Consider the following 25,985-nt stretch of genomic DNA (forward strand, 5'->3'; position numbering starts at 1 on the left):
CCATGAGCATCGCACCCGAACTCGTCCTCACCGGTGGCCTCGTCCACACGCCGTCCGGATCGATCCATGCCGACGTCGCCGTGCGCGAGGGCAAGATCATCGGCATCGGCAGCTATCCCGATGCGGCCCGGCGGATCGACTGCACCGGGCTGGATGTGCTGCCCGGCGTGATCGACAGCCAGGTCCATTTCCGCGAGCCCGGGCTGGAGCACAAGGAGGACCTGGAAAGCGGCAGCCGCGCCGCGGTGCTGGGCGGCATCACCGCGGTGTTCGAAATGCCCAACACCAATCCCAACACCGACACCGCCGATCGCGTGCTGGACAAGCTTTCGCGCGCGCATCACCGCATGTTCTGCGACCATGCGTTCTACGTCGGCGCGACGGCGGACAATGCCGAGAACCTGGCCGAGCTTGAGCGTATTCCCGGCACGGCCGGGGTGAAGATCTTCATGGGCGCATCCACCGGCAGCCTCCTGGTGGCGGAGGACGATGCGCTGGCGCGGGTGCTGGCGAGCGGTCGCCGCCGCGTGGCCATCCACGCCGAGGACGAGCCCCGCATGAACGACCGCAAGGGTGAGAGGGTGGAGGGCGATCCGTCCAGCCACCCCGTCTGGCGTGACGATGAAAGCGCGATGCTGGCCACGCGGCGCATCGTGCGCCTGGCGCGGGAGGCGCGGCGGCCGATCCACGTGCTGCACATCACCACGCCCGCCGAACTGGAATTCCTGTCCCACCACCGCGATGTCGCCACGTGCGAAGTGACGCCCCAGCATCTCACCCTCGCGGCCGAAGAGGCCTATCCGCGGCTGGGCACATATGCGCAGATGAACCCGCCGATCCGCTCGGGCGCGCATCGCGATGGGCTGTGGCACTGGCTGAACCAGGGCGTGCCCGATGTACTGGGCTCAGACCACGCGCCGCACACGATCGAGGAAAAGAGCAAAACCTATCCCAACAGCCCCAGCGGGATGCCCGGCGTGCAGACGCTGCTGCCGCTGATGCTGGACCATGTCGCCCATGGCCGCATGACGCTGGAGCGGCTGATCGACATGACCAGCGCGGGCGTGCAGCGCGTGTTCGGTCTGGTGGGCAAGGGGCGCATCGCGGCCGGCTATGACGCCGATTTCACCGTGGTTGACCGCAAGGGCACTTTCACCGTGGCGGAGGACTGGCTGGAAAGCCGCTGCGGTTGGTCGCCGTTCACCGGCATGGAATTGAAAGGCCGCGTCGTCGGCACGATCATTCGCGGCGAGTCTGCAATGTGGGAAGGCCAACTGGCCAACCAGGCACAGGGTCAGCCCCTGCGATTCGCCGGCGCGCTATAAGTTTTACGACGCGGACGCGCGCGCTTTGCGGCTGACCAGCAGATCCCAGCAGAACACCGCGATCGCTGCCCAGATGAAGACGAAGCTGACAAGCTGCACCGGCCGCAGCGGTTCGTGGAAGACGAAGACGCCCAGCACGAAGATCAGCGTGGGCGCCAGGAATTGCACGAAGCCCAGCGTGGAATAGCTCATCCGCCGGGCCGCGGCGGCGAACAGCATGAGGGGCAATCCCGTGACCACGCCGGCTGCGGCCAGCGTCACGTCGATCGTGGTGGAATGGCCCAGCGAGATGCCGGCCGGTTGGGCGGCCTGCCAGCCCACCAGCGCCAGCGCGGGCAGGGCCAGCACCAGCGTCTCCACCGTCAGGCCGGGCAGCGCGTCCACCACTGTCAGCTTGCGCACCAGGCCATAGCCGCAGAAGCTGACCGCCAGCCCCATGCTGATCCACAAGGTGTTGAGCGCCCCCAGCGCCAGAATCGCGACGCCGATCGCGGCCAGGGCCACCGCGATCCATTGCCGCCGCGTCAGCTTCTCGTTCAGGAAAAGCGTGCCGGCCACCACGTTCATCAGCGGATTGATGTAATAACCCAGGCTTGCCGCGAAGACATGGTCGGTGGCGATGGCCACCACGTAGATCAGCCAGTTCGTTCCGATCAGGCAGGCGCTGGCGGCAAGCGCCAGCAGCGTCTTGCGCGTGGTGAAGGCCGCACGCAGCTGCGATCCTTGCCGCAGAAAAAGCACCAGCAGCAGGCAAGTCGGCAAGGTGAACAGGATTCGCCAGCCAACCATCTCGAACGGCGGCACATCATGCAGCAGGCGGAAATAGAGCGGAAACAGCCCCCAGCACAGGTAAGCTGCCAAGGCATAAGGCAATCCGCCGCCGCGCTGTTCGATGGTGTTCATCCGCCGCGCTCTATGATCAGCGGTGTCGCGAAGCAACTGATCGACCGTGGAAACTCGGTTCATCGCAAACTTCGTTTCTGACGACCGCGTTGCGATCTGTTCAGAATAAGTGGTCTAAAGATGAATGTGTAAGGCGGATCTCCCCAGTGCCGCCGCCAAGGAGAAACGATGATGAACACTCTGCTCAAGATTTCCGCTCTCGCTGCTGCAAGCGCCACGCTGGCGACTGCGGTCCCTGCCACGGCAGCCGTCAGCTTTGCCGACAACGCGACGACGTTTTCCGCCCCCGGCACCGAGACCTACAACAACTGGCGTGACCGTCGCGGGTATCGTGACGACTATCGCCGTGGTTACCGCGATGACTACCGCTACAGCGGTCGCAACTGGCGCGGTAACGATGGCCGCTACTACTGCCGCCGCGGCAGCGGCACCACCGGCCTGCTGCTGGGCGGTGCGGGCGGCGCCCTCCTGGGCCGCTCGATCGACGGCGGACGGGACCGCACTCTGGGTACCGTGATCGGTGCCGCCGCAGGTGCCTTGGCCGGTCGCGCGATCGACCGTGGCGGTTCGCGCTGCCGCTAATACCTGATGACCGGTTTTCCCGCGCGGACGGCGACGCGCGGGGGAACGGCGGGGTGACCGCGACGCTCTAGCGTTGCGAACCGCGCCGGGAGGGCGTCCCCCCACTCCTGCGGGGGCGTCCTCCTTGGCGTGTCTGCGCGAGACGCGCCTATTTGCTTGGCCGTGGTTTACGCTTCGTTGCACGGGCATCCCGGAACGGGACGGCACGGCTATTAACCAAGACTTTCCCAAAATCCTTATGCATTCCTCGCCATGGCTGATCGCCAGTCGGGCCTGCACGTCAGGCCCGAGTAGTGAGACAGGCCCCGAGGCGAAGGTCGCCCGGCTGGTAAGGATGCGTCGACGATGTTGAACAAGGCCCGTTTCGTGCTCAACGGCAGCACCGCCGTGATGCTTCTGCTGCTGGCGGCTTGCAATTCCAACAAGGATGCGCCGGTACCTGCGGAGAGCGATCCGGCGGTCAGCGGCGCGCTGGGCGATCAGATCGTGGTCGATCCCAACGTGTCCGACGCCAGCGGCGCCGGAAAGACCCGCCAGGCCGAACTGCCAGCGGCAAAACGCTCGCCCGAGGCGATTGCGGCGGCCAAGGACGAAGCGATGGTGCAGGCGGGCGGCACGTTGAAATCCGCACCCGCACCGCAGACCGGCTCCACAAATGTGCTGGTGGAAAGCGCTGCCACCGCAGCGCGAGCCGCGCAGGAAGCCAAGGCCGCATCTACCGACTGCACGAAGAAAGCCCAGTATTCCGCCACCTGGGCTGCCAAGTTGCCCAAGGACCTGCCGGTCTATCCGCGCGGCGCCGTGCAGGAAGCGGCGGGTACGGATGAGGGCGGCTGCCGCTTGCGCGTGGTCACCTTTGTCAGCCCGGTCGCGCCCAAGGACGTGGTGGACTATTACTACACCCGCGCGACGGCAGCCGGTTACGGCGCGGATTATCGCATGGACGGCGCGGACCACGTGCTGGGCGGGCGCAAGGGTGGACAATCGTACCTGGTCTATGCGCGCAAGCAGAAGAACGGGCTGACCGAAGTGGACCTGATCGCCAGCGGAGAGTGAGGCAGAGCTTACGCCTCTACCCTCATCATTCCATCGTTTCGTTCGAGTCGCGTGAAATCTCAAAGACTTCGCGCGCGGGCCTCTATCGCAACCCTACGCCGATCGCCGCGCGCGGTTGCTCCATTTCGCCGGACGCGACTGGATAGGCGCAATAATCCGCCGCATAGAAGCCGCTGGGGCGGTGGTTTCCTGATAGCCCGGTGCCACCGACCGGCGCGGCGTGCGAAGGGCCGATCGTCGGCCGGTTCCAATTGACGATGCCGGCGCGGGCATGGCCCCAGAAGCGGTTGTATTCCTGGGGCGTGCCGCCCACCAGCGCCGCGACCAGGCCGTAGCGCGTGGCGTTGGCCTCCGCGATCGCCTCGTCGAAGTCCGATACGCGGATTACTTGCAGAATCGGCCCGAACAGTTCGACGTCCGGCTTTTCTGCCATCGCGGTCACGTCGATGATTGCGGGCGAAAGGAACGGCAGCGCTTCGTCGGGGCGCACCAGGTGCTTGATCGCCCGGCCGCCGTGGCTGAGGAGATAGAGGAAGCTTTCGGTCAGGCCATCGGCGGCGGCATTGTCGATCACCGGGCCCATGAACGGGGCGGGGCTGTCGAACGGTGCGCCAAAGATGATGCGGTCCGCCAGGGACTTCACCTCGGCCAGAAGTGGCTCGATCATGGTGTCTTTCACGATCAGGCGGCGCGCGGCGGTGCAGCGCTGCCCGGCGGAGGCGAAGGCCGATTGCACCACGATCGCGGCGGCATCCGTGATCTTGGGCGTGTCCCACACGACGATCGGGTTATTGCCACCCATCTCCAGCGTCACCAGCTTGTCCGGCCGCGCGGCGAGGCGGCGGTTGATGGTGATGCCGGTATGGGCCGACCCGGTGAAGAGGACGCCGTTCACGCCTTCGTGCGCCACCAGCTTCTGACCCTCTGCGGGTCCGCCAGCGCAAAATTGCATGATCGCGGCAGGCACGCCGGCCTTGTGGAAGCAGCGCGCCAGGAACTCGCCGCTGGCAGGCACCTTTTCGCTCGGTTTGAAGATCACCGCGTTACCCGCGATCAGGGCGGGGACGATATGCCCACAAGGCAGGTGAGCGGGATAATTGAACGGCCCCAGCACCGCCACCACGCCGTGCGGCTTGTGACGCAGCGCCATCGTGCCTTGTAAGGCACTGTCTAGCCGGCGTTGCGCGGTGCGTTCGGCATAGGCGCGGATCGACAGTTCGACCTTGGCGATCACGCTTTCGACTTCGACATTGGCCTCCCACATCGGCTTGCCGGTCTCACGCGCGATCAGGGTGGCGAAGGCTTCGGCATCCTTGCGCACTTCATTGGCGAAGCGGCGCAGCAGTTCCATGCGGGTGGAGAGCGGCTGCGCGGCCCATGCCGGCCAGGCGCGGCTTGCGCGCGCCACCTGCTCGTCGACATCGCCCAGCGGGCCGCGCCACATTTCCGCGCCCGTCGCGGGTTCGAACGAGACCAGCTCGACCGCCATCGGCGCGCGAGGCAGGGCCTTGCTTTCGTTCGCCGGGTGCTCGGTGGTCAGGCCGCTCATTAGGGTTGATGTTCCGTTTATTGCCAAGGGTTTTCGCGGAAGACCGCTATGCCATGCCGAGTCCTACCGGGTTATGAACGCCGGGCGTGTTAACGATTGGCTGGGCGCCCAGCGCCGCGCCGAGACGGCGGATATCGGCGACGGTGTCCATCAGCGGCTGCCAGTCGTCATGCTGGTCGATCGCGGCCCAGATCCGCTCCACCTCCTCGATGACCAGGGTGGGCGGCTTGTCCCGCTGCCAGAATGGATCGTCCATCGCTACGCCGGAGTAATCGCGCAGGACTTCGCCGAATTCGCCTTCCGCCGCTCCGCGACCGCCGCGATGGCGAAGGAAAAAGTCGTCCGGGCCGATGCCATGCTCGCGCATATGGCGCTCCGCCGCGCCCACCAGCGCCGTGTCCGCCTCTTGTCCGCGCGAGTCGACGCCCAGCCGCCAGGTGAAGCGCCGTGTCATCGCCGCGGTATAAAGATCGCCGAAGCGGTTGAGCGCGGCCAGCAGCGGCTCGGTATCGGCCAGCAATCGCAGCGCCACGGCCAATTGCTGGCAGTTCCACAGGATCGCCTCGGGTTGGCGGCCAAAGGCATAGAGGCCGCTGTGATCGAAGTAGGCGGCGGTGAACGATGGGTCCCACTGCGGGAGCCAGCGCCATGGGCCATAGTCAAAGCTTTCGCCCGAAATGTTCATGTTGTCTGTGTTCAGCACGCCGTGGACGAAGCCTGCCACCATGTAGGAGGCGGCCATGTCCGCCATGCGTTCCACCACCTGATGCAGCAGGATCACGGCGGGCTCATCGCGGCCCGGTGCATCCTCGGGCGGCAGGCCGCCGGGGTAAATCGCCAGGCAATAGTCGACCAGCAGCGCCATATGCTCGCGTTCCTCCAGTGCCAGCAGGCGCTGGAAGGTGCCGAAACGGATATGCCCGTGGCTCAGCCGCGTCAGCACCGCCGAACGCGTGGGCGAAGGCTCGTCACCCCGTTGCAGCGATTCGCCGGTTTCGATGACGGAGAACGTCTTGCTTGTGTTGACGCCCAGCGCCTCCAGCATCTCGGTCGCCAGGATTTCGCGCATCGCGCCTTTCAGCGTCAGCCGGCCATCGCCAAAGCGGCTGTAGGGCGTCTGCCCCGATCCCTTGGTGCCAAAATCCAGCAGGTGATCCTGCCCATCGCGCAGCTGGGCATAGAGAAACCCCCGGCCATCGCCGATCTCGGGGTTGTAGCTGCGGAACTGATGGCCGTGATAGCGCATCGCCAGCGGCTGCGGCAGGTTGCCCGGCAGCGGCTGGAAGCGTCCGAAATGGCCAAGCCACTGCTCGTCATCCAACGTCTGCAGCCCCACCGCCGCCGCCCAGCGATCGTTGCGGAAGCGCAGGATATGCTGGGGAAACCGCGCCGCCTTTACAGGGTCGGCGATCCAGGAGGCGATCGCCTCGATCTTCGGGTCGGGGCGATAGTCACTCGCTTGCGGTTCGCGTTGCATCAGGCGATAGTGGGGAGAGGGCGCCCGCCGATCAACCCGGGCGAAGCTATCAAGGGCGCCAGAGGCGATGACGTGTTACGAAGACCGGTTCTGGTCCAGCCGGGACGGGCTGAAATTGCACTATCGGGAATATCCGGGGCCGGAGCATCCGGGGGCGGATGGGCGTCCGCCGATCGTGTGCCTTCATGGCCTGACCCGCAACGCTCGCGATTTCGAGCAGCTGGCGGAGCGCCTGTCGCCCGAGTGGCGGGTGATCTGCCCCGATATGCGCGGGCGCGGCGAAAGCGAGTATGCGCGCGAAGCCGCCGCCTACAACCCGTTGCAGTATGTGGAGGATGTGACAGTCCTGCTGGACGAACTGCAGATTGATCGCTTCGTGGCGATCGGCACGTCGATGGGCGGATTGATGACGATGCTGATCGCGCTGCAGCAGCCCAATCGGGTCGTCGCGGCGGTGATCAATGATGTCGGCCCTTATCTGGAGCCCGCGGGGATCGAGCGGATCAAGGACTATGTAGGCCAGGGGCGCAGCTTCCCCACCTGGGTCCACGCCGCCCGTGGCCTGGAAGAGATGCACGGCGGTGCCTATCCCAACCGCGACCTGCCGTTCTGGATCGCCGCGGCCAAGCGCGTGATGACGCTGTCCAGCAACGACCGCATCGTGTTCGACTATGACATGAAGATCGCCGAGCCCTTCGTGCAGATCGATCCGGAGGCCGCGCAGGCGGACATGTGGCCGGCTCTGGAGGCTCTGGCCGGTAAGCCGGTGCTGATCCTGCGGGGCGCCTTGTCCGACCTGCTGGGCACCGCCACGCTGGCGGGAATGGTGCAGCGCCTGCCCGGCGCGGAGGCGATCACGATCGCGGATGTCGGCCATGCGCCGACTTTGTGCGAGCCGGAATCGTTTGCCGCGATCGACCGGCTGCTGGCGCGCGTGGCCTGAGGATCGCCGGTCCCTTGCGCATCCTGCACCTTCATTCCAGCTTCGATCGCGGCGGCAAGGAACTGCGCGCGGCGCGGCTGATGAATGCCTTCGGGCGCGGGATCGAACATCACGTGGTCTCCGCCGTGCCGGGCGCTTTGGCGGCGGCGCAGGCCGTCGATCGCGAAATCAAGGCGGTCTATCCTGACGATTTTCCCAGCTTGGTCGGCAAGCCCACGCCGGGCCGCCTGCAGAAGATCGCGGCGGCGATGCGCCCGTTCGATCTGGTGCTGACATACAATTGGGGCGCGATGGACGCGGTTATGGCCCATACCGTGTTCCGCGATATCCAGAAGCTGCCGCCGCTGGTCCACCATGAGGACGGCTTCAACGAGGATGAGGCCGAAAAGCTGAAGGCCACGCGCAACTGGTATCGCCGCATCGCTCTGGGCCGCGCGGCCGCGCTGGTGGTGCCATCGCGCAAGCTGGAGGCGGTGGCGTTGGGGCCATGGCAGCAACCGCGCGGGCGTGTTCACCTGATTCCCAACGGCATTCCGCTGGCCGCCTACGCGAAAAAGCCCAAGCCCGACGCCTTGCCACGCATCGTCAAGCGTCCGGGTGAGCGGTGGGTCGGCACGCTGGCGGGCCTGCGCGCGGTGAAAAACCTGCCGCGCCTCGTGCGGGCTTTCGCCGGGCTGCCGGCAGAGTGGCAGCTGGTGATCCTGGGCGATGGGCCTGAGCGTGATGCGATCAAGGCACAGGCCTTGGCCTCGGGCGTGGCCGATCGCGTCCATCTGCCGGGCTTCGCGCCCGATCCGGCCAAGGCAGTCGGCCTGTTCGATGTGTTCGCACTGTCTTCTGACAGTGAGCAGTTCCCCATTTCCGTGGTTGAGGCGATGGCCGCTGGCTTGCCGGTCGCCTCCCCGGCGGTGGGCGATGTGGCGCAGATGGTGGCGGACGCCAACCGCCCGCTGATCTGCGCGCCTCATGACGACGCGGCGCTGGCGGATGTTCTCTTGCGCCTGGCTAACGATGCGGCGTTGCGGAGCACAGTCGGGGCGGCGAACCGCGCCCATGCATCGGCGCATTATGATGAGGCGGCAATGATTGCTGCCTATTCCGGGGTTTACGCTCAGGCGATGGGCATTGCGAAGTTCCCCTGAGTGATGTCGCGGGGCTGCCTTGTGCCCCAACCGTCCCATTCAGCGCCGCTTCACCGGCTGGCAGCCAACACGATCACCGTTGTATTGCAGCGCTCATCCGCTAAACAGCGCCGCTAACGTTTCAGGCATCCCAGAAAGCGCCCGCACTTGGCCGTACCCCCGCAGACCCCGGTGACCAATGCCGCCGCCGCCCGCCGCCAGTCTGAGCAGAGCGGCGTGTTCATGCGCGAAGTGGACGATGCGCTGCGTCAGGATCAGTTCGAAACCTTCCTGCGCCGCTACGGCAAGCTGGTGATCGCGGCGATCGTGATCGGTCTGCTGGCTTTTGCCGCCTACCTGTTCTGGCATCATCGCCAGAAGGCCGAGGCCGAGGGTGCGTCTGAGCAACTGGTGCTGGCGCTGGACGATCTGGACGCGGGCAACGCCGCCAAGGCGCAGCAGAAGCTGGCAGCCCTGACCCAGACCGATGCCGGCCATGCCGCGCTGGCCCGCCTGGCGCAGGCGGGCATCGCGCTCGACAAGGGCCGCACCGAAGAGGCCGCCAAGCTCTACTCGCAAGTCGCCAGCGACACGAACGTGGGCCAGCCGGTGCGTGATCTCGCCACCGTGCGCGAAGTTGGCGCCGCGTTTGACAAGCTGCCGCCGCAGACCGTGGTCGATCGCCTTTCCGCCCTGGCGCAGCCGGGCAACGCCTGGTTCGGCGTGGCGGGCGAGATGGTGGGCATGGCCTACCTTAAGCAGGGCAAGCCGAAGGAGGCCGGCCTTCTTTTCGTCAAGATTGCGAAAGACAAGACTCAGCCCGACGGTCTGCGCACACGCGTGCGCCAGCTGGCCGGGCAACTGGGATACGACGCGCTGGACGATGTCGTTCCCGTTTCGGATGAGGATGGCGCGCCCGCACAGGGCAGCGCGGGAGAATGAATTTGGCTGGCAAGGTCAATCACATGCACACACGTAAACTCGCTCCCGTGGTCCTGCTCGCGCTGGCCATGGGGCTTTCCGGTTGCGGCATCTTCAAGGGCAAGGGCGGACCCAAGACACCCACCGTGGGTGAGCGGATTCCTATCCTTTCGCGCATCGAATCGGGTGCGAAGGTCGATCCGCAGCTATCCGGCGTGTCCGTCATCCTGCCGCCGGCGGAAGCGAACACGGAGTGGGCGCAGGCCGGTGGTCCGTCCAGCAAGGCTGCCGGGCACCTGGCGCTGGGCGCGTCGCCCGCTCGCATCTGGACGGCGCAGATCGCCGGTTCCAGCAACAAGCGCCGCCTCGCCGCTTCGCCCGTGATCGGCGATGGCCGCCTCTACGTGATGGACACCAGCGGCATCGTCACCGCCTTCAACGCCGATACCGGTGCCAAGGTATGGAGCAAGAGCTACGACGTCGGCGGTGACAGCAAGGCCGTGTTCGGCGGCGGCGTCAGCTACGATAGCGGAAACGTCTACATCACCACGGGCGTCGGCGAAGTCGCGGCGCTGGGTGCCGCGGATGGCGCGGAGAAGTGGCGCGTGAAGCCTGCGGGCCCGCTGCGCGGTTCGCCCACGGTCGGGTTCAACTCCGTCTACGTGATGACGCAGGATAACCAGATCGTCGCGCTCAACACCGCGGACGGCAAGCAGCAGTGGAACGAGTCCGCCTCCGTCGCGCAATCGGGCGTGTTCGGCGTGGCAGCGCCCGCTGCGGCTCAGGGCACGGTCGTTGCCGGTTACTCGTCTGGCGAACTGGTCGCCTATCGCTATGAGAACGGCCGCCAGCTTTGGTCCGACGCGCTGGCACGCACCTCGATCTCCACCGAAGTGGGCAGCCTGACCGACGTGGACGCCGATCCAATCATCGATCGCGGCCGCGTCTATGCCCTGGGCCAGGGCGGCCGCATGGCGGCGTATGAACTGGTCACCGGCCAGCGCATCTGGGAACTGAACCTTGCGGGTATCTCCACGCCGGCGATCTCGGGAGACTGGGTCTTCACGCTGACCGACCATGCCCAGTTGCTTGCCATCGCGCGGGCTTCCGGCAAGGTGCGCTGGATGAACCAGCTGACGCGCTATCGCAACGAAAAGAAGCGTAAAGGCTCGGTGTTCTGGGTGGGGCCGGTGCTGGCGGGTAATCGCCTGTGGGTGGCCAATACCGAAGGGCAACTGGCCTATGCCGACCCGTCCGAAGGCACCCTGACGCCTTATGCGGAGCTGAAGAACGCGATCTCGCTGGCGCCGGTCGTCGCAAACCAGACGCTTTACCTGCTGGACGATAGCGGACGCATCAGCGCTTACCGCTGAGGCATAGCGGCACTTTCGGCACGCCATCGTTGGAATGTCGATACACCCGACGTGTTGAAGGGGCGGGCCTGCCGGTCTTTTCCCGCCCCTTAACCTTTTCCGGCCTATCGCAGGCGGCATGACCCGCCCGGCAGCCCATCCTGAAAGTGACGTATCGGCCGCCGTCGGCATTGTCGGCGTGTTTGGCCTGTTCGGCTGGATCGCGATTTGCCGCAACTGGGCCAGCGTGGCCGATGCCCTCGCCATTCCCGGCCCTCGTGCGCCGCTATCCGGGCCTTATGCCGCCGTTGCCGCGTTGCTGTTCGCCGCGCTGCCGATGATCGTATGGTCGCTGGCAGTGGACAAGGTGCACCGCCGGCCCAGCACCGGCATCGATTGGTCTTTGCGGCGGCCCTTGCGCCAGACGCTGGGCGATTCCATCACAAAGCTGGCCGGCTACTGGGCGACCTGGGCGGGGATCGCCGCGTTCTATTGCCTGGGCCGGTGGTACTGGGACGGGCAGTTCCTGTTCGCGATGCACGTGATCGCCACCTTTGCCGTGCCGATGCTCATCCTTTCGGCGCCTTATGTCTTGTGGCTGGACCGCAAACTGGTGGAGCCGCGCGATGCCGCCTGGCATTTCGGCGCCTTCCTGACGGGGCAGGCGGGCTGGACTTCGCCCAAGATCGTGGCCCATTGGCGCGCCTGGGCGATCAAGGGCTTTTTCAGCGCCTTCATGATCTCGATCCTGCCGCCCGGCTTCGCGCAAGTGGTGAACGCAGACTTCGCCGCAATCGTGGCCGATCCGGTGCGGCTGGCGCAGATCCTGATCGAGACGCTGTTCTTGATCGACGTGCAGATCGGCACCGTGGGCTATCTGCTCACCTTCCGTCCACTCGACGCCCATATCCGTAGCGGCAATCCGTTGCTGGCCGGCTGGCTGGCGGCGCTGGTGTGCTATCCGCCGCTGGTGTGGGGGATCATGGGCCGCCCGGACGTGCTGGGCTATCAGGCGGCGACGGCGGACTGGTCGCAATGGCTGGCCGGAAGCGCGCCCTTGCTGTGGGGCTGGGCGGCGCTGCTGGTCTTCCTGACAGGCGTCTATGCCTGGGCCACGTTCGCCTTCGGCCTGCGGTTTTCCAACCTCACCTATCGCGGCGTGATCACCAACGGGCCGTATCGGTTTACGCGGCACCCGGCCTACCTATCGAAGAACCTATTCTGGTGGTTTTCGACTTTGCCGTTCCTGGTCACCAACGGATCGCTGGTCGACGTGGCGCGCAATACCGCGATGCTCAGCGTGATCAGCGCAATCTACTTCTGGCGGGCCAAGACCGAGGAAGCGCATCTGCTGGGAGAAGACGTCAAGTACCGTGCCTACCATGCCTGGATGTCGCAGAATGGCGCGATCACCCGGCCCCTGACCGCGTGGACCACGCGGTGGCGCGGGCGTGGGATGGCGCTGCAACCGGCGGAGTGATCGTCGGCCCGGCTCATACCCGGGACGACACCGACGTCAGAACCGCTCTTCGTAGACTTGCGAGATGTCACCGCCCCATTCGCCGTGGAACTTGTCCAGCAGGCGTTGCGCCGGAACTTTGCCGCTCTGCGCGATCTCGGCCAGGGGAGTGAGGAAGCCCGTCTCGTCCTGGCCCATCGCGTCGCGCTTGGCCCTGGAGGCCAGGCCGGAGCGGGCGATATCGACCACCTGGCTGGCAATGTCCTTGAGCGTGCCACCACTCGGAAGCGGCGCATCTAGGCCGAGGCGCGGCACTTCGGTGCGCAGGCGTTCGCGGCCGTCCATGTCCCAGTCCTTGACCAGGTTCCACGCTGCATCCAACGCGCCCTGATCATACAGCAGGCCGACCCAGAAGGCGGGCAAGGCACAGATCCGGCTCCACGGACCGCCATCGGCACCGCGCATTTCCAGGAACGACTTCAATCGCACTTCGGGGAAGGCGGTAGAGAGGTGATCGGTCCAGTCGCTCATGCGGGGCAGTTCACCCGGCAGGACCGAGAGCTTGCCAGCCATGAAATCACGGAAGGAGAGGCCCGAGGCGTCGATGTACCGCCCATCGCGGAACACGAAGTACATCGGCACGTCGAGCATGTAATCGACATAGCGTTCGTACCCGAAGCCATCCTCGAATACGAAGGGCAGCATCCCGGTGCGGTGCGGATCGGTGTCCGACCAGATGTGGCTGCGGTAAGAAAGCATGCCGTTGGGCTGGCCTTCGGTGAAAGGCGAATTGGCGAACAGCGCCGTCGCCAAGGGTTGCAGCGCCAGCGAGGTGCGGAATTTCTGCACCATGTCCGCCTCGCTCGCATAGTCCAGGTTGACCTGGATGGTGCAAGTGCGCAGCATCATGTCCAGCCCCAGCGATCCCACGCGCGGCATGTGCCGCAGCATGATTTCGTACCGGCCCTTGGGCATGATCGGCAGTTCGGCGCGAGTCTTGTCGGGCCACATGCCCAGGCCCAGGAAGCCCAGGCCCAGCTTGTCGCCCACGGCCTTCACTTGTTCCAAGTGGCGGCCGGTTTCGTTGCAGGTCTGGTGCAGGGTTTCCAGCGGCGCGCCGGACAGTTCCAGCTGGCCTGCCGGCTCCAGGCTGACATTGCCGTCCGCGCCCTTGAGGGCGATGACGTTGGTCGTGCCGTCGGGGCCGATTTCTTCGATAGACGTCCAGCCGAACTGGCGCAGCTCGTCCAGCAAGTCGCGGATGCCGCCCGGTTCGTAATAGGAGGGGGCACGGTGATCGGCGAGGCGATAGACCTGCTTTTCGTGTTCCGTGCCGATCCGCCAATTTTCGCGCGGCTTTTCGCCGGCGGCCATCGGCTCTGCCAGTTGGCGGATGGATTCGATCACCGGATCTTCGCGATCCGAAGATTCTCGCGTGCTCATCGGCGGGTGCTCATGGCGGAGCCGTTAGGGCACCGATGCGTGCCGCGCCAGCGAATTTTGCCAGTCGCCCGCAACCGCCATCCACAAGGCGCAACCGGCTATTGCCGCTGTCTCGCCACGCAGGATACGGGGGCCCAATCCGATCGGACGCGCCTGGGGCAGGTCGCGGATCGCGGCGCGCTCCGTATCGTCGAACCCGCCTTCTGGCCCGACCAGCAGCGCGGCGGGCCCGGTGCTGCCTTGAAACGCGGACGCCGCGGGTTCGCCACCGTTTTCGTCCGCGAAGAACAGCGTCCGCTCGGCCGGCCAATCGCGCAGCAGAGCGTCGAGCTTCAAGGGTACGGCCAGGTCTGGCAGGGCGGTGCGGGCACATTGCTCTGCCGCTTCGGTGACGATCGTCAGGGCGCGATCCGGGTTGAGCTTGTCCGCCACGCAGCGACGGGTGATCACCGGCTGGATACGCCGCACGCCCAGCTCGGTGGCCTTTTCCAGCACGAGATCGAAGCTCGGCTTCTTCAGCAGCGCGGGGCAAAGCCAGAAGTCAGGCACGGCCTCCAGCGGGCGCAGGTGCTGGCGGATAGTCAGCGAGACGCCGCGCTTGCCTATCTCCAGCACTTCGGCGGCCCATTCGCCGGTTCGGTTGTCGCACAGGATCACCACCTCGCCCGGACCTGCACGCATGACGCGGGACAGGTAATGCGCTTGCGACCCGTCCAGCGTTACCGTGGCTTCCAGCGCGAGCGGGTGATCGATAAAGAGGCGTGGAGCGCTCTTGGGCGGCCAGGCGGGAGTGGCGGGCATGGGCGTCTCTGGGTTGATTTCAGCGCGGTCCATGGCCCGATCATCCCCGTCTGTCGAGGATCATCCGATGGGTGCGAGGGGGCGGGGCAGCAGGCGCAAGCGCGCGTTTGACCGGCAGGCCACTGGCATCGTGCCCTGCATCTCGCTATCCGGGCCGCATGGTCCAGATCGTTCCCGATACCGAGCATCGCGGCATCGTCTCCGCATTGCCGCCCAGGCTGCGTGACCTGGCGCTACTGGCGCGGTTCGATCGTCCGATCGGGTGGTGGCTGCTGTTCTGGCCGGGCGCCTGGGGTGTGCTGCTGGCGGGCGGCCAGGCGCGCTGGGGACTGATCCTGTGGCTGCTGCTGGGATCGATCGCGATGCGCGGCGCGGGCTGCGTCTATAACGACATCATCGACGCCGATATCGACCGCAAGGTCACCCGCACGGCATCACGTCCGGTGGCGAGCGGGCGCGTGGGCAAGCGGGCCGCGTGGATATGGCTTTTGGTGTTGTGCCTGATCGGCCTTGTCGTGCTACTGCAATTGCGTTGGCAGGCCCAGCTTGTGGCGCTGGGCAGCTTGCTGCCGGTAGCCGCTTACCCCTTCATGAAGCGAATCACCTGGTGGCCGCAGGCATGGCTGGGCCTGGTATTCTCCTGGGCGGCGCTGGTCGGCTGGGTGGAGGTGCGAGGCGATGAGCTGGCGACCTTGGCGCTGCTGTACGCCGGGTCGATCGCTTGGGTGATCGGCTACGATACGATCTACGCGCTGCAGGATCGGGAGGATGACGCGCTGGTGGGCGTGCGCTCATCCGCCTTGCGAATGGGCGCGCATGTGCGTGGCGGCGTGACGATGTTCTACGGGGTAGCGCTGGCGTGCTGGGCCATGGCGTTCTGGCTGTTGCGGCCGGACTGGCTGGCGCTGCTCGCGTTGCTGCCGATGGCGCTGCATCTGGGCTGGCAGGTTTTCACGCTGGACGCGGCGGACGGCAGCAATGCCCTGGATCGTTTTCGCGCCAATCGCTTTGCCGGGCTGCTGATGGCGCTGGCGTGCTGGGTCGTGGGGAACAGCTGACGGGGTCAGCGGGCTTCGCCAATTCCCCTGCGGGCAGGACCTGTTTGACAACCTTTTGCGTTCTCAAGGCATGACCTCGCGCGTTGCGGTGTCAGGTAGAAGAGGATTGCCGTTCATGTCGCTCAAAGCCATCGCCATCAATTGCACGCTCAAGTCCGGCACGTCGGAAACCTCCTCGACCGACGAGATGATCGAGGTTTTGGCGAAAGCCTTTGCGGACAAGGGCGTGGAGTTGACCGAAACCGTGCGTGTCGCCTCGCTCGATATCAAGCCGGGGGTCTCGTCGGACGAGGGCGAGGGGGACGCGTGGCCAGCCCTGCGCGCCAAGATCCTTGAGCATGACATTCTGATCTTTGGTGGCCCGATCTGGATGGGCCAGATCGGCAGCGTCGCCAAGCGCGTGCTGGAACGCATGGACGCGTTCCTTTCGGAGACCGACGATCAAGGCCGCATGCCCAGCTACGGCAAAGTGGCGGTGGCTGCGATTGTCGGCAACGAAGATGGCGCGCATTTCTCGTCTGCGCAGTTGTTTCAATCACTGAACGATACGGGCTGGACGATACCCGCCGTGGCCGCTTCCTATTGGGTAGGAGAAGCAATGGGCTCTGTGGACTTCAAGGATCTGGACGAGACGCCCGAGAAGGTCCTGAAAACGGCAAAAATGGTTGCGGGCAATGCCGCACATTTGGCTGGATTGCTAAAGCAGTCACCCTATCCCGGATGACGGGTTGGCCGTTAACGGGTTAGCCCAGCAGCGCCAGCGCGACGAGAAAAATTACAAGAGCCGTCGCGCTGGCTTTTACCAGTAAGCCGAACGGGCATGCGTTAATCCGGTGATCCACTCTCTCCATAACATCCCTCTTCACAAGGTTGTCTTGTTTTAGGGCATAGCATAATCGTTGGTTGCAGGCGCATCAAGCAAACTTGCGGTAGATCAAGGGAACATCCTAAGGTAGTTACGCATTTTGCAAGCCTTTGTGGGACGATCTGCGTGGGGAATGTAATGAGTGTTGTTTCAGGATGCCGGGGCCTTGGCGCTCGGGCCGCCGATCGCTCTGCGCCACTCCATGGCTGACGATACAAATTCGCCTGAGCAGGCCATCCCAGACACATCCACGGACGTCGACGAAGCGACGGCGAGGCGTCGGTCTCTCAGCCCACGGACCAAATTGATCTTGCTGGTGGTGGTGGCCGTCCTACTGATCGGCGGTGCGGTGTGGTTCCTGAGGTATAAGACTTACGGACAGTATTTCCAGGAAACGAACGACGCCACGATCATGGCCGATGCCGTGGCGATCGCGCCGCGGGTGAACGGCTATGTTTCGCAAGTTCTGGTGGCTGAAAATCAGGACGTGAAGGAAGGCCAGGCGCTCGTCCGGATCGATGCGCGGGATTATCAGGCCCAGGCCGAGCAAGTGCGCGCCCAGATCGCCCAGGCCGAAGCCAGTGCGGATAGTGCCCGCGCCTCTATCTCGGAACAGCAGGCTGCCATCGCCCAGGCAGAGGCGCAACTGGCGTCGGCCCGGGCCAAGGCGGCCAATGATGCGCGGGAAGTGGCGCGTTACACGCCGCTCGCCGCCAGTGGCGCCGAAACCCGACAGCAACTGGCGCAACTGCGGCTGGCCGCGGAGCAATCGGCGCAGCAAGTGCGTGAACAGGTCGCCACAGTCGAACTGCAGCGCCGCCGCATCGCCGGTATCGACAGTCAGGTACGGCAGGCGCAGGCGCAAGTGCGCGGCGGCAAGGCCCAGCTGGCGGCCGCCGGGGTCAACCTGGGAGCCACGCTGATCAAGGCTCCGTCAGCCGGCCGTGTGGGCAACAAGACGGTCAACCCCGGGCAGTACGTGCAGGCCGGAACGCGGCTGATGTCGCTGGTGCCGCTGGACAAACTGTATGTCACCGCCAACTTCAAGGAGACGCAGCTGGCGCTGATGCGGCCCGGCCAGCCCGCAAAGATCGAGGTGGACGCGCTATCCGGCACCGAAATCGACGGTCGCGTGGTCAGCATATCGCCCGGCACCGGCGCGCAATTCTCTATCCTGCCGCCGCAGAACGCGACGGGCAACTTCACCAAGATCGTGCAGCGCGTGCCGGTGCGCATCGCCATCGAAGCCACGCCCTCGGCGCGCCGGCTGTTGGTGCCCGGCCTGTCGGTCACCGTCACCGTGGATACGCGCGGGGCCAAGGGCGATCTGGAGCGGATCGAGCAGCAGCAGGAACGGCTAGAGAAGCAGGGCGGCTGAGATGGCGGCCGCCGCTCTACCGGCGAAGGCGCCCTCGCGCATAGGAGCACGCGGAGGAGCGGGCGCGGAACCGGACGCCGATCTGGGCGCGTGGCTGGCCGTGGCGGCGGGAACGCTGGGCGCCTTGATGGCCACGCTGGACATCTCGATCGTCAATTCCGCGCTGCCCACGATCCAAGGCGAAATCGGCGCGACCGGCACCGAGGGCGCGTGGGTCGCCACCTCGTACCTGGTGGCGGAGATTATCATCATTCCGCTGTCTGCCTGGCTGGAGCGTCTGCTGGGCTTGCGCCGCTTCCTGCTGATCTCGGTGACGCTGTTCACCGGCTTCTCGATCATCTGCGGACTTTCCACCTCGCTGATCATGATGATCATCGGACGCGTGGGGCAGGGCATCACTGGCGGGGCGATGATCCCGACGGCGCAGACTATCATCGCCCAGCGCCTGCCGCGCCATCAGCAATCCATCGGCACCGCCATGTTCGGCGTGGTCGCCATCATGGGCCCGCTGCTGGGACCGCTGGTAGGCGGCTGGCTGACTGAAAACCTCAGCTGGCACTATGCCTTCTTCCTCAACGTGCCGCTCTCGGCAGTGCTGATCGTGCTGCTGCTGACCGGATTGCCCTCTCAGCGCGCCAATCTCGATCTCATCCGGGAGGCGGACTGGTTCGGCATTGCCGGGCTGGCATTCGGCATGGGTGGCCTCACCGTCTTCCTGGAGGAAGGCCCGCGCGAGGAGTGGTTCGCCTCCTCCACGATCCAGGCGATGGCGGCTATGACGATCTTCGGCTTCGTGCTGCTGTTCTATGGGCAGGCGACCGCCAAGCGACCGGTGATCAAGCTGAGCCTGCTGCTGGACCGGCAGTTCAGCTCCGTCGCCATCATGGGCATGGCGCTGGGCGTGGTGCTGTACGGCACGTCCTATGCCATCCCTCAGTTCCTGGCGGCGATCGCGAACTACAACGCGCTGCAATCGGGCAAGGTGGTGCTGCTGTCTGGCATTCCTGCGATGCTGCTGATGCCGTTCGTGCCGATTCTGATCCGCAAGATCGACATCCGCTTGGCAGTGGGGTTCGGCATGCTGGTGATGGCGACGAGCGCTTATCTGGAAACGAACCTCACGGCCGATTCAGTGGGCGCTGATTTTGTTGATTCGCAGCTGATGCGCGGCGTCGGTTCGATCATGACGATGCTGTTCCTCAGCCAGGCGGTGGTCCAGTCCGTGCCCCCGGCGGATGCGGGAGACGCTTCGGGACTGTTCAATTCCATGCGCAACCTGGGCGGCAGCTTTGCCTTGGCGGGAATATCCATCCTGCAGCAGGACCGCGTCTGGCTGCATGCGCGTCGCCTTGAGGAGACGCTGAGCGCAAACTCCATGGCGGTTCAGGATTACGTGACGGGCGTCGGCCAGAGTGTCGGTAGCGCGGAAGGGGGCATGCGATTGATCGGCCAACAGATACAGCAACAGGCCCTGGTTATGACGTACAATGACATATTTTTTGCGATGAGCCTGGTGACGTTGATGGTCGCTCCGCTGCTGATCTTTCTGCGACCGTTGCCGCGCAACGCCAAAGCGGCGGCGATGCACTGATGCGCCGCCTGGTCTCTCTCGCCGCCACCACCGCGCTGCTCTCCGCCTGCACGGTGGGGCCTAGCTACGATGGCCCGCCGCCCGTCGGCAGTGCGGCTACCCAGCGCGGCCACTTTGCCAGGGCGGGCGATGCGGCGCTGGTGGCGGCTCCTGGCGTCGCGCGCTGGTGGGAGGGGTTGGGTGATCCCACGCTGACCCGTCTGGTGGACGAGGCTTTGACGCAAAGCCCGCAAGTGGAGATCGCCCAAGGCCGGATCCGGGAGGCGCGCGCCAAGCTGGATCAAGGTCGCGCGAACCTGTTGCCCAACATCTCGGCCACCGCGATCTATGCGCACGCGCGGCTGCCCGGTACCGGCATCGGCAACTCGGACGGCGGCAGCGGTGAGGACAGCGGCGGTGATGATGCTTCTGCCGTCAATTTCTACAACATCGGAGCCACGGCTTCATGGGAGCCGGATATTTTCGGTGCGGGCCGGCGCCGCGTATCCGCCGCGCGGGCGACGGTGGAGCAACGCTATGCGGACCTTGCCGATGCGCAAGTGGCGCTGAGCGCGCAAGTGGCACAAACCTATGTCAATTTGCGCGATGCGCAGGAGCGGACTCGGCTGAACGCCTTGTCCAGCGAGAAGCAGCGCCGATCGCTGGACCTGACCCGGCAGCGCTACGCCGCTGGCACCGCGTCTCGGCTGATGGTGGAGCGGTTGCAGACCCAGAAGGAATCGACCGACGCGCAGAACATCCCGCTGTCTGCACAAGTGGCGATGTACAAGGATGCGCTGGCGGTGCTTACCGGGCGTGTTCCGGGTGAGCTGGACGCAGTTTTGGGCGATAGTGGGCCGGTGCCCGCGCCGCCCGCGCAAGTGCCGGTCGGTGATCCGGCAGCGCTGATCGCGCAGCGGCCCGATATTCGCTCCGCCGAACGGGCACTGGCCGCCAGCACCGAAAACATCGGCGTGCAGAAGGCCCGCATGTTTCCCGGCATCAGCTTCACCGGCATCCTGGGGCTGGGCGGCACCCGGCCCGGTGATGTCTTCGATCCTGACAAGCTGGCGGCCTTGCTGATCCCGCAGCTGATGTGGCCGATCCTGGACTTCGGCCGGATCAAGGGCGCGGTGCGCGAAGCGGAGGGGCAGCGGGATACCGCGCAAGGGCAGTATCGCCAGACGGTGCTGGCCGCCTTGCAGGATGCAGAGGACAGTCTGGCCCGGTTCGGTGCCACGCGACAGCAGCTGGCAGGCCTGATCCGTTCGCAACGCAGCGCCGGCATCGCGGCGACGCTGAACCGTCAGCGGTTTGAGGCCGGAACCAGTACGTTGATCGACCAGCTCGATATCGAGCGCCAAGAATTGTCCACCACCAGCGCGGTATCCCAGGCGCGGGCGCAGCTGACGATCGACTACATTGCGGTGCAAAAGGCGCTGGGGCTGGGCTGGAAGATGCCGGACGCGGGGCAGAAAAGCCAGGATACGGTGGAAAGAGGCCAGGGCGGCCAGTAGGCGCGCCAAGCTGATCCAACCTCCTGCGCGTGCGGTGCGTTGTGCATACGCAACATCAAGGAGTGAGCCATGCTCATCAAACTCGCAGCATTGGGCGCGCTCGGCTACGCCGGGTATCGTTATTTCCAAAAGAACGAGGCTGGCGGTTATCGCGAGCCGCGTCGTATCCAAGTCGCCGGTGGGCCGCTGAGCGATCAGGCTACCGTTCAGCCCAGCGCGACCGTGCCTCCCGCCGGTTTCCAGCCTAATTGATCGCACGCGTTTTTCCGGAGCGGCGCGTGAGCCGCTCCGGACGCCTTGATGGAGAGGATGCCCGTAGTGCCGGATCTTGATCAGAAAGCGCAGGAAAGTCCCGCGAAGGATCTGCCGCGGCAGGTGAATGACGATATCGCCGGAGTGCAAGGCGCTGCGCCGAACGAAGATTCCACGGCACCAGCCCAAGGCGCGCAGCCCGGCCAAGGCCAAGCCAAGCAACCCGCGCCGGACGCGGGGGAAGTCGAATGGGCAGGGCAAGTGGTGAAAAAGCCGCCTCATCCGGACGGTGCCTGAGCACCTTAGCTGACGGTGGCGGTGTACTTGGTGCAGACCATAGATGGTGAAGCTGGTGTGGTCTGGAATAGCTGGCTCAGATCCCGGCTGGCCCGCACCGTGTAAGTGGCGATCGAACTGATCGTTGGCGTACCTACGAAGGTGGCACTGATCAACGGCTTGTAGTCGTACTTCACTTCCACAAAGATCACGGCCTCTTTCTCAAAGGCGTAGACCTCACTTCCGGTCGGACCCATACCGACCGTGCGGATGTCCCCTTGAACGCCATAACTTGAGTTTACGCGCTTGGTGCCAAGGCAGCGCTGCCAGTGGATATACTGCTGTCCGCTGGAGTTCACTTCCAGGCTGCTGATGATCACGCGGCCATTGTTGAACAAGTCCAGCTGCGTGCCGGACTGGATGCCGGCGCCGATCAGCATGTCGTTGACGTCGCTCTCATAGACCTTGCGATTTTGCAGCTGGGAATAGTCACCCAGCCTTGAGCCATTGTCGGCGATGCGCGTCGCCAACTGGCCGATGCGCTCGCGCGTGTAGCTATAGTTCGCCAGTTCCACGCCCCATAGTCCCACGCCCAGGAAGAACGGCATGATCAAGGCGAACTCGGTCAGCGCCATGCCCGAGCGGTCGCGTTGCAAGCGTCGGCCTAAGCCCGCGCGGGCGAGACGAATGCGGGCAAGCAGGGCGCGGGAAGGACGGATCATTTGCAATTCCGGATCGCGGGAGACTTCTTCACGTTGTCCCACGGCTGGTTCGCCAGCACCGTCTTCGTGGTCATCTGGTAATTGCCCGACTCGCCGAACAACCCCGCCACGGACAGGACGCGCGGATAGCTGACGTTGACCTGATAGACCACGACATCGCGCGCCCCGCCGGTGCCGTTGCTGCCTTGATCGCTATCCCAGGTGCCGTTGTTATTGGCGTCTTCGTAAGGCTCGCCGTTGTCGCAGCGGTTGTTGCCGTTGGTGTCCGTATAGTCTTCCGGTTTGCCGACGTCGGAGAACGTGGGATAGGCGGTGCGTTGGAACGTCACCGTTGCATTGGGAACGACATCCTTGACCGCAGAGGTAACGGCGGCGTCGATCGTAGACGCGTTGGAGGATGCACCTTCCAGCGTGGAGGAACGGGCGGCGGCTTGCACCGTGCCTTCCAGCACCGCCGCCGTGTACATGTTGTAGCCCAGTTCCAGCAGGCCTAGGACGGCAATCGCCAGGATCGGCGCGACCAGTGCGAACTCCACCACCGTGGCACCGCGACTGTCCGGTAAAAGGCGGGTGAGGCGCCGGATCATTTAATGATCCGCAAGTCGCCGATGGATGCCGCGATCGCCGCGAACGCATCAGCCAACTGCTTGGAATTGGACGCTTGGAACCAGTGGCCCGGGCCCGCGCAGTTCTTCATCAGGTCCGTCACTGCCGTGCCGAAGCCGATCGTCCAGACGGTGACATTCTTGTTCTTCACCTGGTTGCACGCCACGGTGAAGCGGTTCTCTACCGTCTGGGTCAGGGTGTATTTTGAGCTGTAATTCCAGCGCTTTTGCGAAAGGGGCTCCACCCCGTAGCTGTCGTAGGAATATTCCAGAGGCGAAGTCTCGCCGTCGGTCAGGAAGATCAGGTGGCGCGTGGTGGGCCGTCCGTTGATCTCGGCATTTTCCGCCGCGAACAGGCCGGTCGGCGAAATCAGGCGGCCGCCCCAGATCATGCCGATGTCATGATAGGTGCTGCCGGCGGCGACCAGGCTGTTGACGTAGGTGTTCACGTCCGTCGCAGTCATCTCGGCCAACTTGCGGGCCTTCGCGGGACAGGCGGCGAAGCCGAGCGCGGACGCGTTGGTATAGTCGTCACTGTAATCGACCGACCCCGGCGACCAGCTTCCATAAAGATAATTGCCCCAGTTCGTGATGCCCCGAAGATACGCCAGTTCAGGGAATAAAGGACGCCACTGCGTATCCGGATTATTGGAAACAGGCACAGCGTCGATATCAAGATCGTGTGCGCGAGTCAGATCCACATTGTTGTAATCGTCGATCACATAAGTTGCGCGTTCTTCGATGCACCCGTTGTACGTCAGTGTCGTGTTGAGTGGCGAAGATGGCGTGCCTGCGATCCTCTCGGTAATGGTGCCGCCGGGATAGAGTGTATCAGGGTTGCTCGACTTCAGACCGCTGACGGGGATCGATCGGCTGGCATAGCGCCACCTGGCGTTGAATCCTGAGCCGACGGCACTACGCGTCTCGTAGTTATTCTGATCCACCATCCAGCCTGACTTCAACAGGAAGCCCACGTTGACGTTGGTGGAATAGGGCACGAAGCCATAGCGGATGCGGGTGCCTTGGCCCTTGGTGGCTTCCACCGAGGTATAGAAGTCCTTCACCACTTGGCGCAGCACGGAAATCTTGCTGCTTGTGTCTCCCGGGTTGGTATCGTTCATCGATCCGGTGGTATCCAGCACCATCATGATGTCCGAGTTCGAATAGTTGAACTGGGCCGAGCAGTTGACGGTGATCGGAAGATTATCGATCGTGAACAACTTCATCACCGAAGTCGGCACCGTGGCCGTGGCCGTGCCGTTGATGGTGTAGTTGGACAGCAGCGTCATCGTGAAGGTGCGATTGGTGGTACCATACGCGCCGTCCTGGAAATTGAGGTTGAAGAAACGGTTGCCCGCCGCGGCCGCATCCGTCGGGATGACGTTGTTGGTGATGACCGTGCTGCCGATCTTTTTGCGGGTGGCCAGAACGCCGGCGTCGCACGCTTCCTGCAGCCGTGTACGGGCAAGGTATCCCCGGCTCATGTCGATCCCGCTGCCGACCATTGCAAGCATGGGCACCATCGCGGCGGCTGCGATCATGAAGGTGTTGCCGCGCGTGTCGTTCCAAAGACGACGCCAGTCAGCGATCCACCGATTGGCGGCAGCGATCAGGGTTGCCACGTTGGGCATGGTGACAGGCGACTCCGCATAATCCCAAGCGCCGTTATCCTCCCGGCGCGGTATGTGTCCTTTCAACGATCGTGGTTAAAACCACTGTAAAATGCGCATGCGTAAGAGGGTACGGGGTAGAGGTTAACATTAACGCGTGATCGTGCTGAATGCGGTTGGAACTTACACGCCGGCAAATCGCTTTCACGCCAAAGGAGATTGTCATGCTCGGAAAGATCATCGGCGGCGTATTGGGTGCAAAGGCTGGCCGCAACACGCGCGGCGGTAGCGAATCGGGCGGGGCCTTGCTGGGCGTTGCCAGCGTGGCCCTGGCCCGCAGGTTCGGCATTCCCGGTATGATCGCGGCGGCGGCAGGTAGCTATGCCCTGAAGAAGTACAAGGAAAAGCGCAGTTTCAATCAGCGCGGTCCGCTTCGCTGAATTAGCTTAGGCTGAATTGGAAAAGGCGGTGCCGGTGCACGTCGGCACCGTTCGCCTGTTATGACCACCCATATCCTTCTGACCGGGGCAAGCCGGGGCATTGGAGCCGCGATCGCCGCCACGCTTCACGGGCGTGATGCGCTGGTGTTCGAGGCGAGCAGCGCGGACGTTGATCTGTCGCGGCCCGGCGCTGCCGATCGGTTGTGGGCGACGGCGATGGATCGCCTCCAGGGCCGGATCGATGTCCTGATCAACAACGCCGGGGTTTTCGAAGCCGCGCCGATCGACAGTTCGGACGAGGAATGGCTGGCCGGTTGGCAGCGGACAATGACGATCAATCTTGAGGCATCGTCGGTGCTATCGCGGCGCGCGATCCTGCATTGGCGGGAACACGGGCACGGCGGGCGGATCGTGAATATCGCCAGTCGCGCAGCCTATCGCGGCGACAGTCCGGCGCACTGGCACTACGCCGCTTCGAAGGCTGGGATGGTCGCCGTCACCAAGACGATCGCGCGGGGCTACGCAGCAGAGGGTATCCTGGCCTTCGCGGTCTGTCCCGGGTTCACCATGACCGGCATGGCCGACGATTATCTGGAAAGCCGGGGCGGCGACAAGCTGCTGGCAGACATTCCGCTGGGCCGCGTGGCGACGGCGGAAGAGATCGGCACGATCGCCGCCTTCCTGGCCCTGGATGCCCCGCCATCGATGACCGGCGCGGTGATGGACGCCAACGGCGCAAGCTACGTCCGGTAAACGGCCC

The 25,985-nt window shown here is 64.8% G+C and carries 25 protein-coding genes; 17 read left to right on the plus strand and 8 right to left on the minus strand.

Annotated features, from left to right (window positions below):
• Positions 1-2 precede the first annotated feature (2 nt).
• Positions 3-1,325 (plus strand): dihydroorotase, encoded by a 1,323-nt coding sequence (locus GGR39_RS04570; protein ID WP_183616084.1) that lies wholly within the window; start codon positions 3-5, stop codon positions 1,323-1,325.
• A 3-nt stretch (positions 1,326-1,328) separates the two neighbouring features.
• Here GGR39_RS04570 and rarD read toward each other — a convergent pair whose 3' ends face one another.
• Entirely contained in the window at positions 1,329-2,228 is a 900-nt protein-coding gene (rarD, locus tag GGR39_RS04575) for an EamA family transporter RarD (protein ID WP_183616085.1), read from the minus strand.
• Between the two features lie 171 nt (positions 2,229-2,399).
• Between rarD and GGR39_RS04580 the strand changes: the two genes are divergently transcribed.
• Complete coding sequence (locus tag GGR39_RS04580; protein WP_183616086.1) at positions 2,400-2,810, plus strand: glycine zipper 2TM domain-containing protein; 411 nt, start codon at positions 2,400-2,402, stop codon at positions 2,808-2,810.
• A 345-nt stretch (positions 2,811-3,155) separates the two neighbouring features.
• Positions 3,156-3,866, plus strand: coding sequence for a hypothetical protein (locus GGR39_RS04585; protein ID WP_183616087.1), 711 nt, complete (start codon positions 3,156-3,158; stop codon positions 3,864-3,866).
• A gap of 82 nt (positions 3,867-3,948) precedes the next feature.
• Here GGR39_RS04585 and GGR39_RS04590 read toward each other — a convergent pair whose 3' ends face one another.
• Entirely contained in the window at positions 3,949-5,355 is a 1,407-nt protein-coding gene (locus GGR39_RS04590) for a succinylglutamate-semialdehyde dehydrogenase (protein WP_183616482.1), read from the minus strand.
• Between the two features lie 106 nt (positions 5,356-5,461).
• Positions 5,462-6,892, minus strand: a complete 1,431-nt coding sequence (locus GGR39_RS04595; protein WP_183616088.1) for a protein adenylyltransferase SelO family protein — start codon at positions 6,890-6,892, stop codon at positions 5,462-5,464.
• A gap of 67 nt (positions 6,893-6,959) precedes the next feature.
• Between GGR39_RS04595 and GGR39_RS04600 the strand changes: the two genes are divergently transcribed.
• The 5 genes from GGR39_RS04600 to GGR39_RS17525 all read left to right on the plus strand — a co-directional run bounded on the left by GGR39_RS04600 (position 6,960) and on the right by GGR39_RS17525 (position 12,709).
• Positions 6,960-7,835, plus strand: a complete 876-nt coding sequence (locus GGR39_RS04600) for an alpha/beta fold hydrolase (protein WP_183616089.1) — start codon at positions 6,960-6,962, stop codon at positions 7,833-7,835.
• A 14-nt stretch (positions 7,836-7,849) separates the two neighbouring features.
• A complete protein-coding gene (locus GGR39_RS04605; RefSeq protein WP_183616090.1) occupies positions 7,850-8,977 on the plus strand; it encodes a glycosyltransferase family 4 protein in 1,128 nt (375 codons plus the stop codon).
• 147 nt (positions 8,978-9,124) lie between these two features.
• Positions 9,125-9,898, plus strand: coding sequence for a tetratricopeptide repeat protein (locus GGR39_RS04610; protein WP_183616091.1), 774 nt, complete (start codon positions 9,125-9,127; stop codon positions 9,896-9,898).
• A 23-nt stretch (positions 9,899-9,921) separates the two neighbouring features.
• Complete coding sequence (locus GGR39_RS04615; RefSeq protein WP_246388330.1) at positions 9,922-11,250, plus strand: outer membrane protein assembly factor BamB family protein; 1,329 nt, start codon at positions 9,922-9,924, stop codon at positions 11,248-11,250.
• A 961-nt stretch (positions 11,251-12,211) separates the two neighbouring features.
• Positions 12,212-12,709, plus strand: a complete 498-nt coding sequence (locus GGR39_RS17525; RefSeq protein WP_425490589.1) for a methyltransferase family protein — start codon at positions 12,212-12,214, stop codon at positions 12,707-12,709.
• Positions 12,710-12,745: 36 nt separating this feature from the next.
• Here GGR39_RS17525 and GGR39_RS04625 read toward each other — a convergent pair whose 3' ends face one another.
• The gene (locus tag GGR39_RS04625; RefSeq protein ID WP_183616094.1) at positions 12,746-14,131 is read right to left on the minus strand and encodes a glutamate--cysteine ligase; all 1,386 of its coding nucleotides are present in this window, start codon (positions 14,129-14,131) and stop codon (positions 12,746-12,748) included.
• 24 nt (positions 14,132-14,155) lie between these two features.
• Positions 14,156-14,932 carry a 16S rRNA (uracil(1498)-N(3))-methyltransferase gene (locus tag GGR39_RS04630; RefSeq protein WP_183616483.1) on the minus strand — a complete coding sequence of 259 codons (777 nt, stop codon included), beginning with the start codon at positions 14,930-14,932 and terminating at the stop codon, positions 14,156-14,158.
• 158 nt (positions 14,933-15,090) lie between these two features.
• Between GGR39_RS04630 and ubiA the strand changes: the two genes are divergently transcribed.
• The 7 genes from ubiA (at position 15,091) to GGR39_RS04665 (ending at position 21,869) form a co-directional block, all read left to right on the plus strand.
• Positions 15,091-15,990: a 4-hydroxybenzoate octaprenyltransferase gene (gene ubiA, locus GGR39_RS04635; protein WP_183616095.1), complete on the plus strand. Its 900-nt coding sequence runs from the start codon at positions 15,091-15,093 to the stop codon at positions 15,988-15,990.
• A gap of 115 nt (positions 15,991-16,105) precedes the next feature.
• Positions 16,106-16,714: a flavodoxin family protein gene (locus GGR39_RS04640; protein ID WP_183616096.1), complete on the plus strand. Its 609-nt coding sequence runs from the start codon at positions 16,106-16,108 to the stop codon at positions 16,712-16,714.
• Positions 16,715-17,057: 343 nt separating this feature from the next.
• Positions 17,058-18,233, plus strand: coding sequence for an HlyD family secretion protein (locus GGR39_RS04645; protein ID WP_183616097.1), 1,176 nt, complete (start codon positions 17,058-17,060; stop codon positions 18,231-18,233).
• Position 18,234: 1 nt separating this feature from the next.
• Positions 18,235-19,824, plus strand: a complete 1,590-nt coding sequence (locus tag GGR39_RS04650; protein WP_183616098.1) for an MDR family MFS transporter — start codon at positions 18,235-18,237, stop codon at positions 19,822-19,824.
• Positions 19,824-21,320, plus strand: a complete 1,497-nt coding sequence (locus GGR39_RS04655) for an efflux transporter outer membrane subunit (RefSeq protein ID WP_183616099.1) — start codon at positions 19,824-19,826, stop codon at positions 21,318-21,320. Before GGR39_RS04650 ends, GGR39_RS04655 begins: the two co-directional genes overlap by 1 nt.
• 69 nt (positions 21,321-21,389) lie before the next feature.
• On the plus strand, positions 21,390-21,572 hold the full coding sequence (locus GGR39_RS04660; protein WP_183616100.1) for a hypothetical protein: 183 nt from the start codon (positions 21,390-21,392) through the stop codon (positions 21,570-21,572).
• 66 nt (positions 21,573-21,638) lie between these two features.
• Positions 21,639-21,869, plus strand: a complete 231-nt coding sequence (locus GGR39_RS04665; RefSeq protein ID WP_183616101.1) for a hypothetical protein — start codon at positions 21,639-21,641, stop codon at positions 21,867-21,869.
• A gap of 5 nt (positions 21,870-21,874) precedes the next feature.
• On the opposite strand, the gene GGR39_RS04670 is transcribed toward GGR39_RS04665, so the two are convergent.
• Genes GGR39_RS04670 through GGR39_RS04680 form a run of 3 tightly spaced genes read right to left on the minus strand, consistent with a single transcriptional unit; the run spans position 21,875 to position 24,806 of the window.
• A complete protein-coding gene (locus GGR39_RS04670) occupies positions 21,875-22,570 on the minus strand; it encodes a TadE/TadG family type IV pilus assembly protein (RefSeq protein ID WP_183616102.1) in 696 nt (231 codons plus the stop codon).
• Positions 22,567-23,157: a TadE/TadG family type IV pilus assembly protein gene (locus GGR39_RS04675; protein ID WP_183616103.1), complete on the minus strand. Its 591-nt coding sequence runs from the start codon at positions 23,155-23,157 to the stop codon at positions 22,567-22,569. The genes GGR39_RS04670 and GGR39_RS04675 overlap by 4 nt, the downstream gene beginning before the upstream one ends.
• Positions 23,154-24,806, minus strand: a complete 1,653-nt coding sequence (locus GGR39_RS04680; protein WP_183616104.1) for a pilus assembly protein — start codon at positions 24,804-24,806, stop codon at positions 23,154-23,156. The genes GGR39_RS04675 and GGR39_RS04680 overlap by 4 nt, the downstream gene beginning before the upstream one ends.
• Before the next feature lie 203 nt (positions 24,807-25,009).
• Here GGR39_RS04680 and GGR39_RS04685 point away from each other — a divergent pair, with 203 nt between their 5' ends.
• Both GGR39_RS04685 and GGR39_RS04690 read left to right on the plus strand, forming a co-directional pair.
• Positions 25,010-25,225, plus strand: a complete 216-nt coding sequence (locus GGR39_RS04685; protein WP_058735192.1) for a hypothetical protein — start codon at positions 25,010-25,012, stop codon at positions 25,223-25,225.
• 60 nt (positions 25,226-25,285) lie between these two features.
• Positions 25,286-25,978 (plus strand): SDR family NAD(P)-dependent oxidoreductase, encoded by a 693-nt coding sequence (locus tag GGR39_RS04690; RefSeq protein WP_183616105.1) that lies wholly within the window; start codon positions 25,286-25,288, stop codon positions 25,976-25,978.
• Positions 25,979-25,985: the final 7 nt, after the last annotated feature.

The organism is Novosphingobium fluoreni (genome assembly GCF_014196615.1).
Classification (GTDB): Bacteria; Pseudomonadota; Alphaproteobacteria; order Sphingomonadales; family Sphingomonadaceae; genus Novosphingobium; species Novosphingobium fluoreni.

Bases quoted from the DNA above. Each gene is read 5' to 3' on its own strand.
- GGR39_RS04570 (WP_183616084.1), top strand. From the start codon at position 3: ATGAGCATCGCACCCGAACTCGTCCTCACCGGTGGCCTCGTCCACACG.
- rarD (WP_183616085.1), bottom strand. From the start codon at position 2,228: ATGAACACCATCGAACAGCGCGGCGGCGGATTGCCTTATGCCTTGGCA.
- GGR39_RS04580 (WP_183616086.1), top strand. From the start codon at position 2,400: ATGAACACTCTGCTCAAGATTTCCGCTCTCGCTGCTGCAAGCGCCACG.
- GGR39_RS04585 (WP_183616087.1), top strand. From the start codon at position 3,156: ATGTTGAACAAGGCCCGTTTCGTGCTCAACGGCAGCACCGCCGTGATG.
- GGR39_RS04590 (WP_183616482.1), bottom strand. From the start codon at position 5,355: ATGGCGGTCGAGCTGGTCTCGTTCGAACCCGCGACGGGCGCGGAAATG.
- GGR39_RS04595 (WP_183616088.1), bottom strand. From the start codon at position 6,892: ATGCAACGCGAACCGCAAGCGAGTGACTATCGCCCCGACCCGAAGATC.
- GGR39_RS04600 (WP_183616089.1), top strand. From the start codon at position 6,960: ATGACGTGTTACGAAGACCGGTTCTGGTCCAGCCGGGACGGGCTGAAA.
- GGR39_RS04615 (WP_246388330.1), top strand. From the start codon at position 9,922: ATGCACACACGTAAACTCGCTCCCGTGGTCCTGCTCGCGCTGGCCATG.
- GGR39_RS17525 (WP_425490589.1), top strand. From the start codon at position 12,212: ATGGGCCGCCCGGACGTGCTGGGCTATCAGGCGGCGACGGCGGACTGG.
- GGR39_RS04625 (WP_183616094.1), bottom strand. From the start codon at position 14,131: ATGAGCACGCGAGAATCTTCGGATCGCGAAGATCCGGTGATCGAATCC.
- GGR39_RS04630 (WP_183616483.1), bottom strand. From the start codon at position 14,932: ATGCCCGCCACTCCCGCCTGGCCGCCCAAGAGCGCTCCACGCCTCTTT.
- ubiA (WP_183616095.1), top strand. From the start codon at position 15,091: ATGGTCCAGATCGTTCCCGATACCGAGCATCGCGGCATCGTCTCCGCA.
- GGR39_RS04640 (WP_183616096.1), top strand. From the start codon at position 16,106: ATGTCGCTCAAAGCCATCGCCATCAATTGCACGCTCAAGTCCGGCACG.
- GGR39_RS04645 (WP_183616097.1), top strand. From the start codon at position 17,058: ATGGCTGACGATACAAATTCGCCTGAGCAGGCCATCCCAGACACATCC.
- GGR39_RS04650 (WP_183616098.1), top strand. From the start codon at position 18,235: ATGGCGGCCGCCGCTCTACCGGCGAAGGCGCCCTCGCGCATAGGAGCA.
- GGR39_RS04655 (WP_183616099.1), top strand. From the start codon at position 19,824: ATGCGCCGCCTGGTCTCTCTCGCCGCCACCACCGCGCTGCTCTCCGCC.
- GGR39_RS04660 (WP_183616100.1), top strand. From the start codon at position 21,390: ATGCTCATCAAACTCGCAGCATTGGGCGCGCTCGGCTACGCCGGGTAT.
- GGR39_RS04670 (WP_183616102.1), bottom strand. From the start codon at position 22,570: ATGATCCGTCCTTCCCGCGCCCTGCTTGCCCGCATTCGTCTCGCCCGC.
- GGR39_RS04675 (WP_183616103.1), bottom strand. From the start codon at position 23,157: ATGATCCGGCGCCTCACCCGCCTTTTACCGGACAGTCGCGGTGCCACG.
- GGR39_RS04680 (WP_183616104.1), bottom strand. From the start codon at position 24,806: ATGCCCAACGTGGCAACCCTGATCGCTGCCGCCAATCGGTGGATCGCT.
- GGR39_RS04685 (WP_058735192.1), top strand. From the start codon at position 25,010: ATGCTCGGAAAGATCATCGGCGGCGTATTGGGTGCAAAGGCTGGCCGC.
- GGR39_RS04690 (WP_183616105.1), top strand. From the start codon at position 25,286: ATGACCACCCATATCCTTCTGACCGGGGCAAGCCGGGGCATTGGAGCC.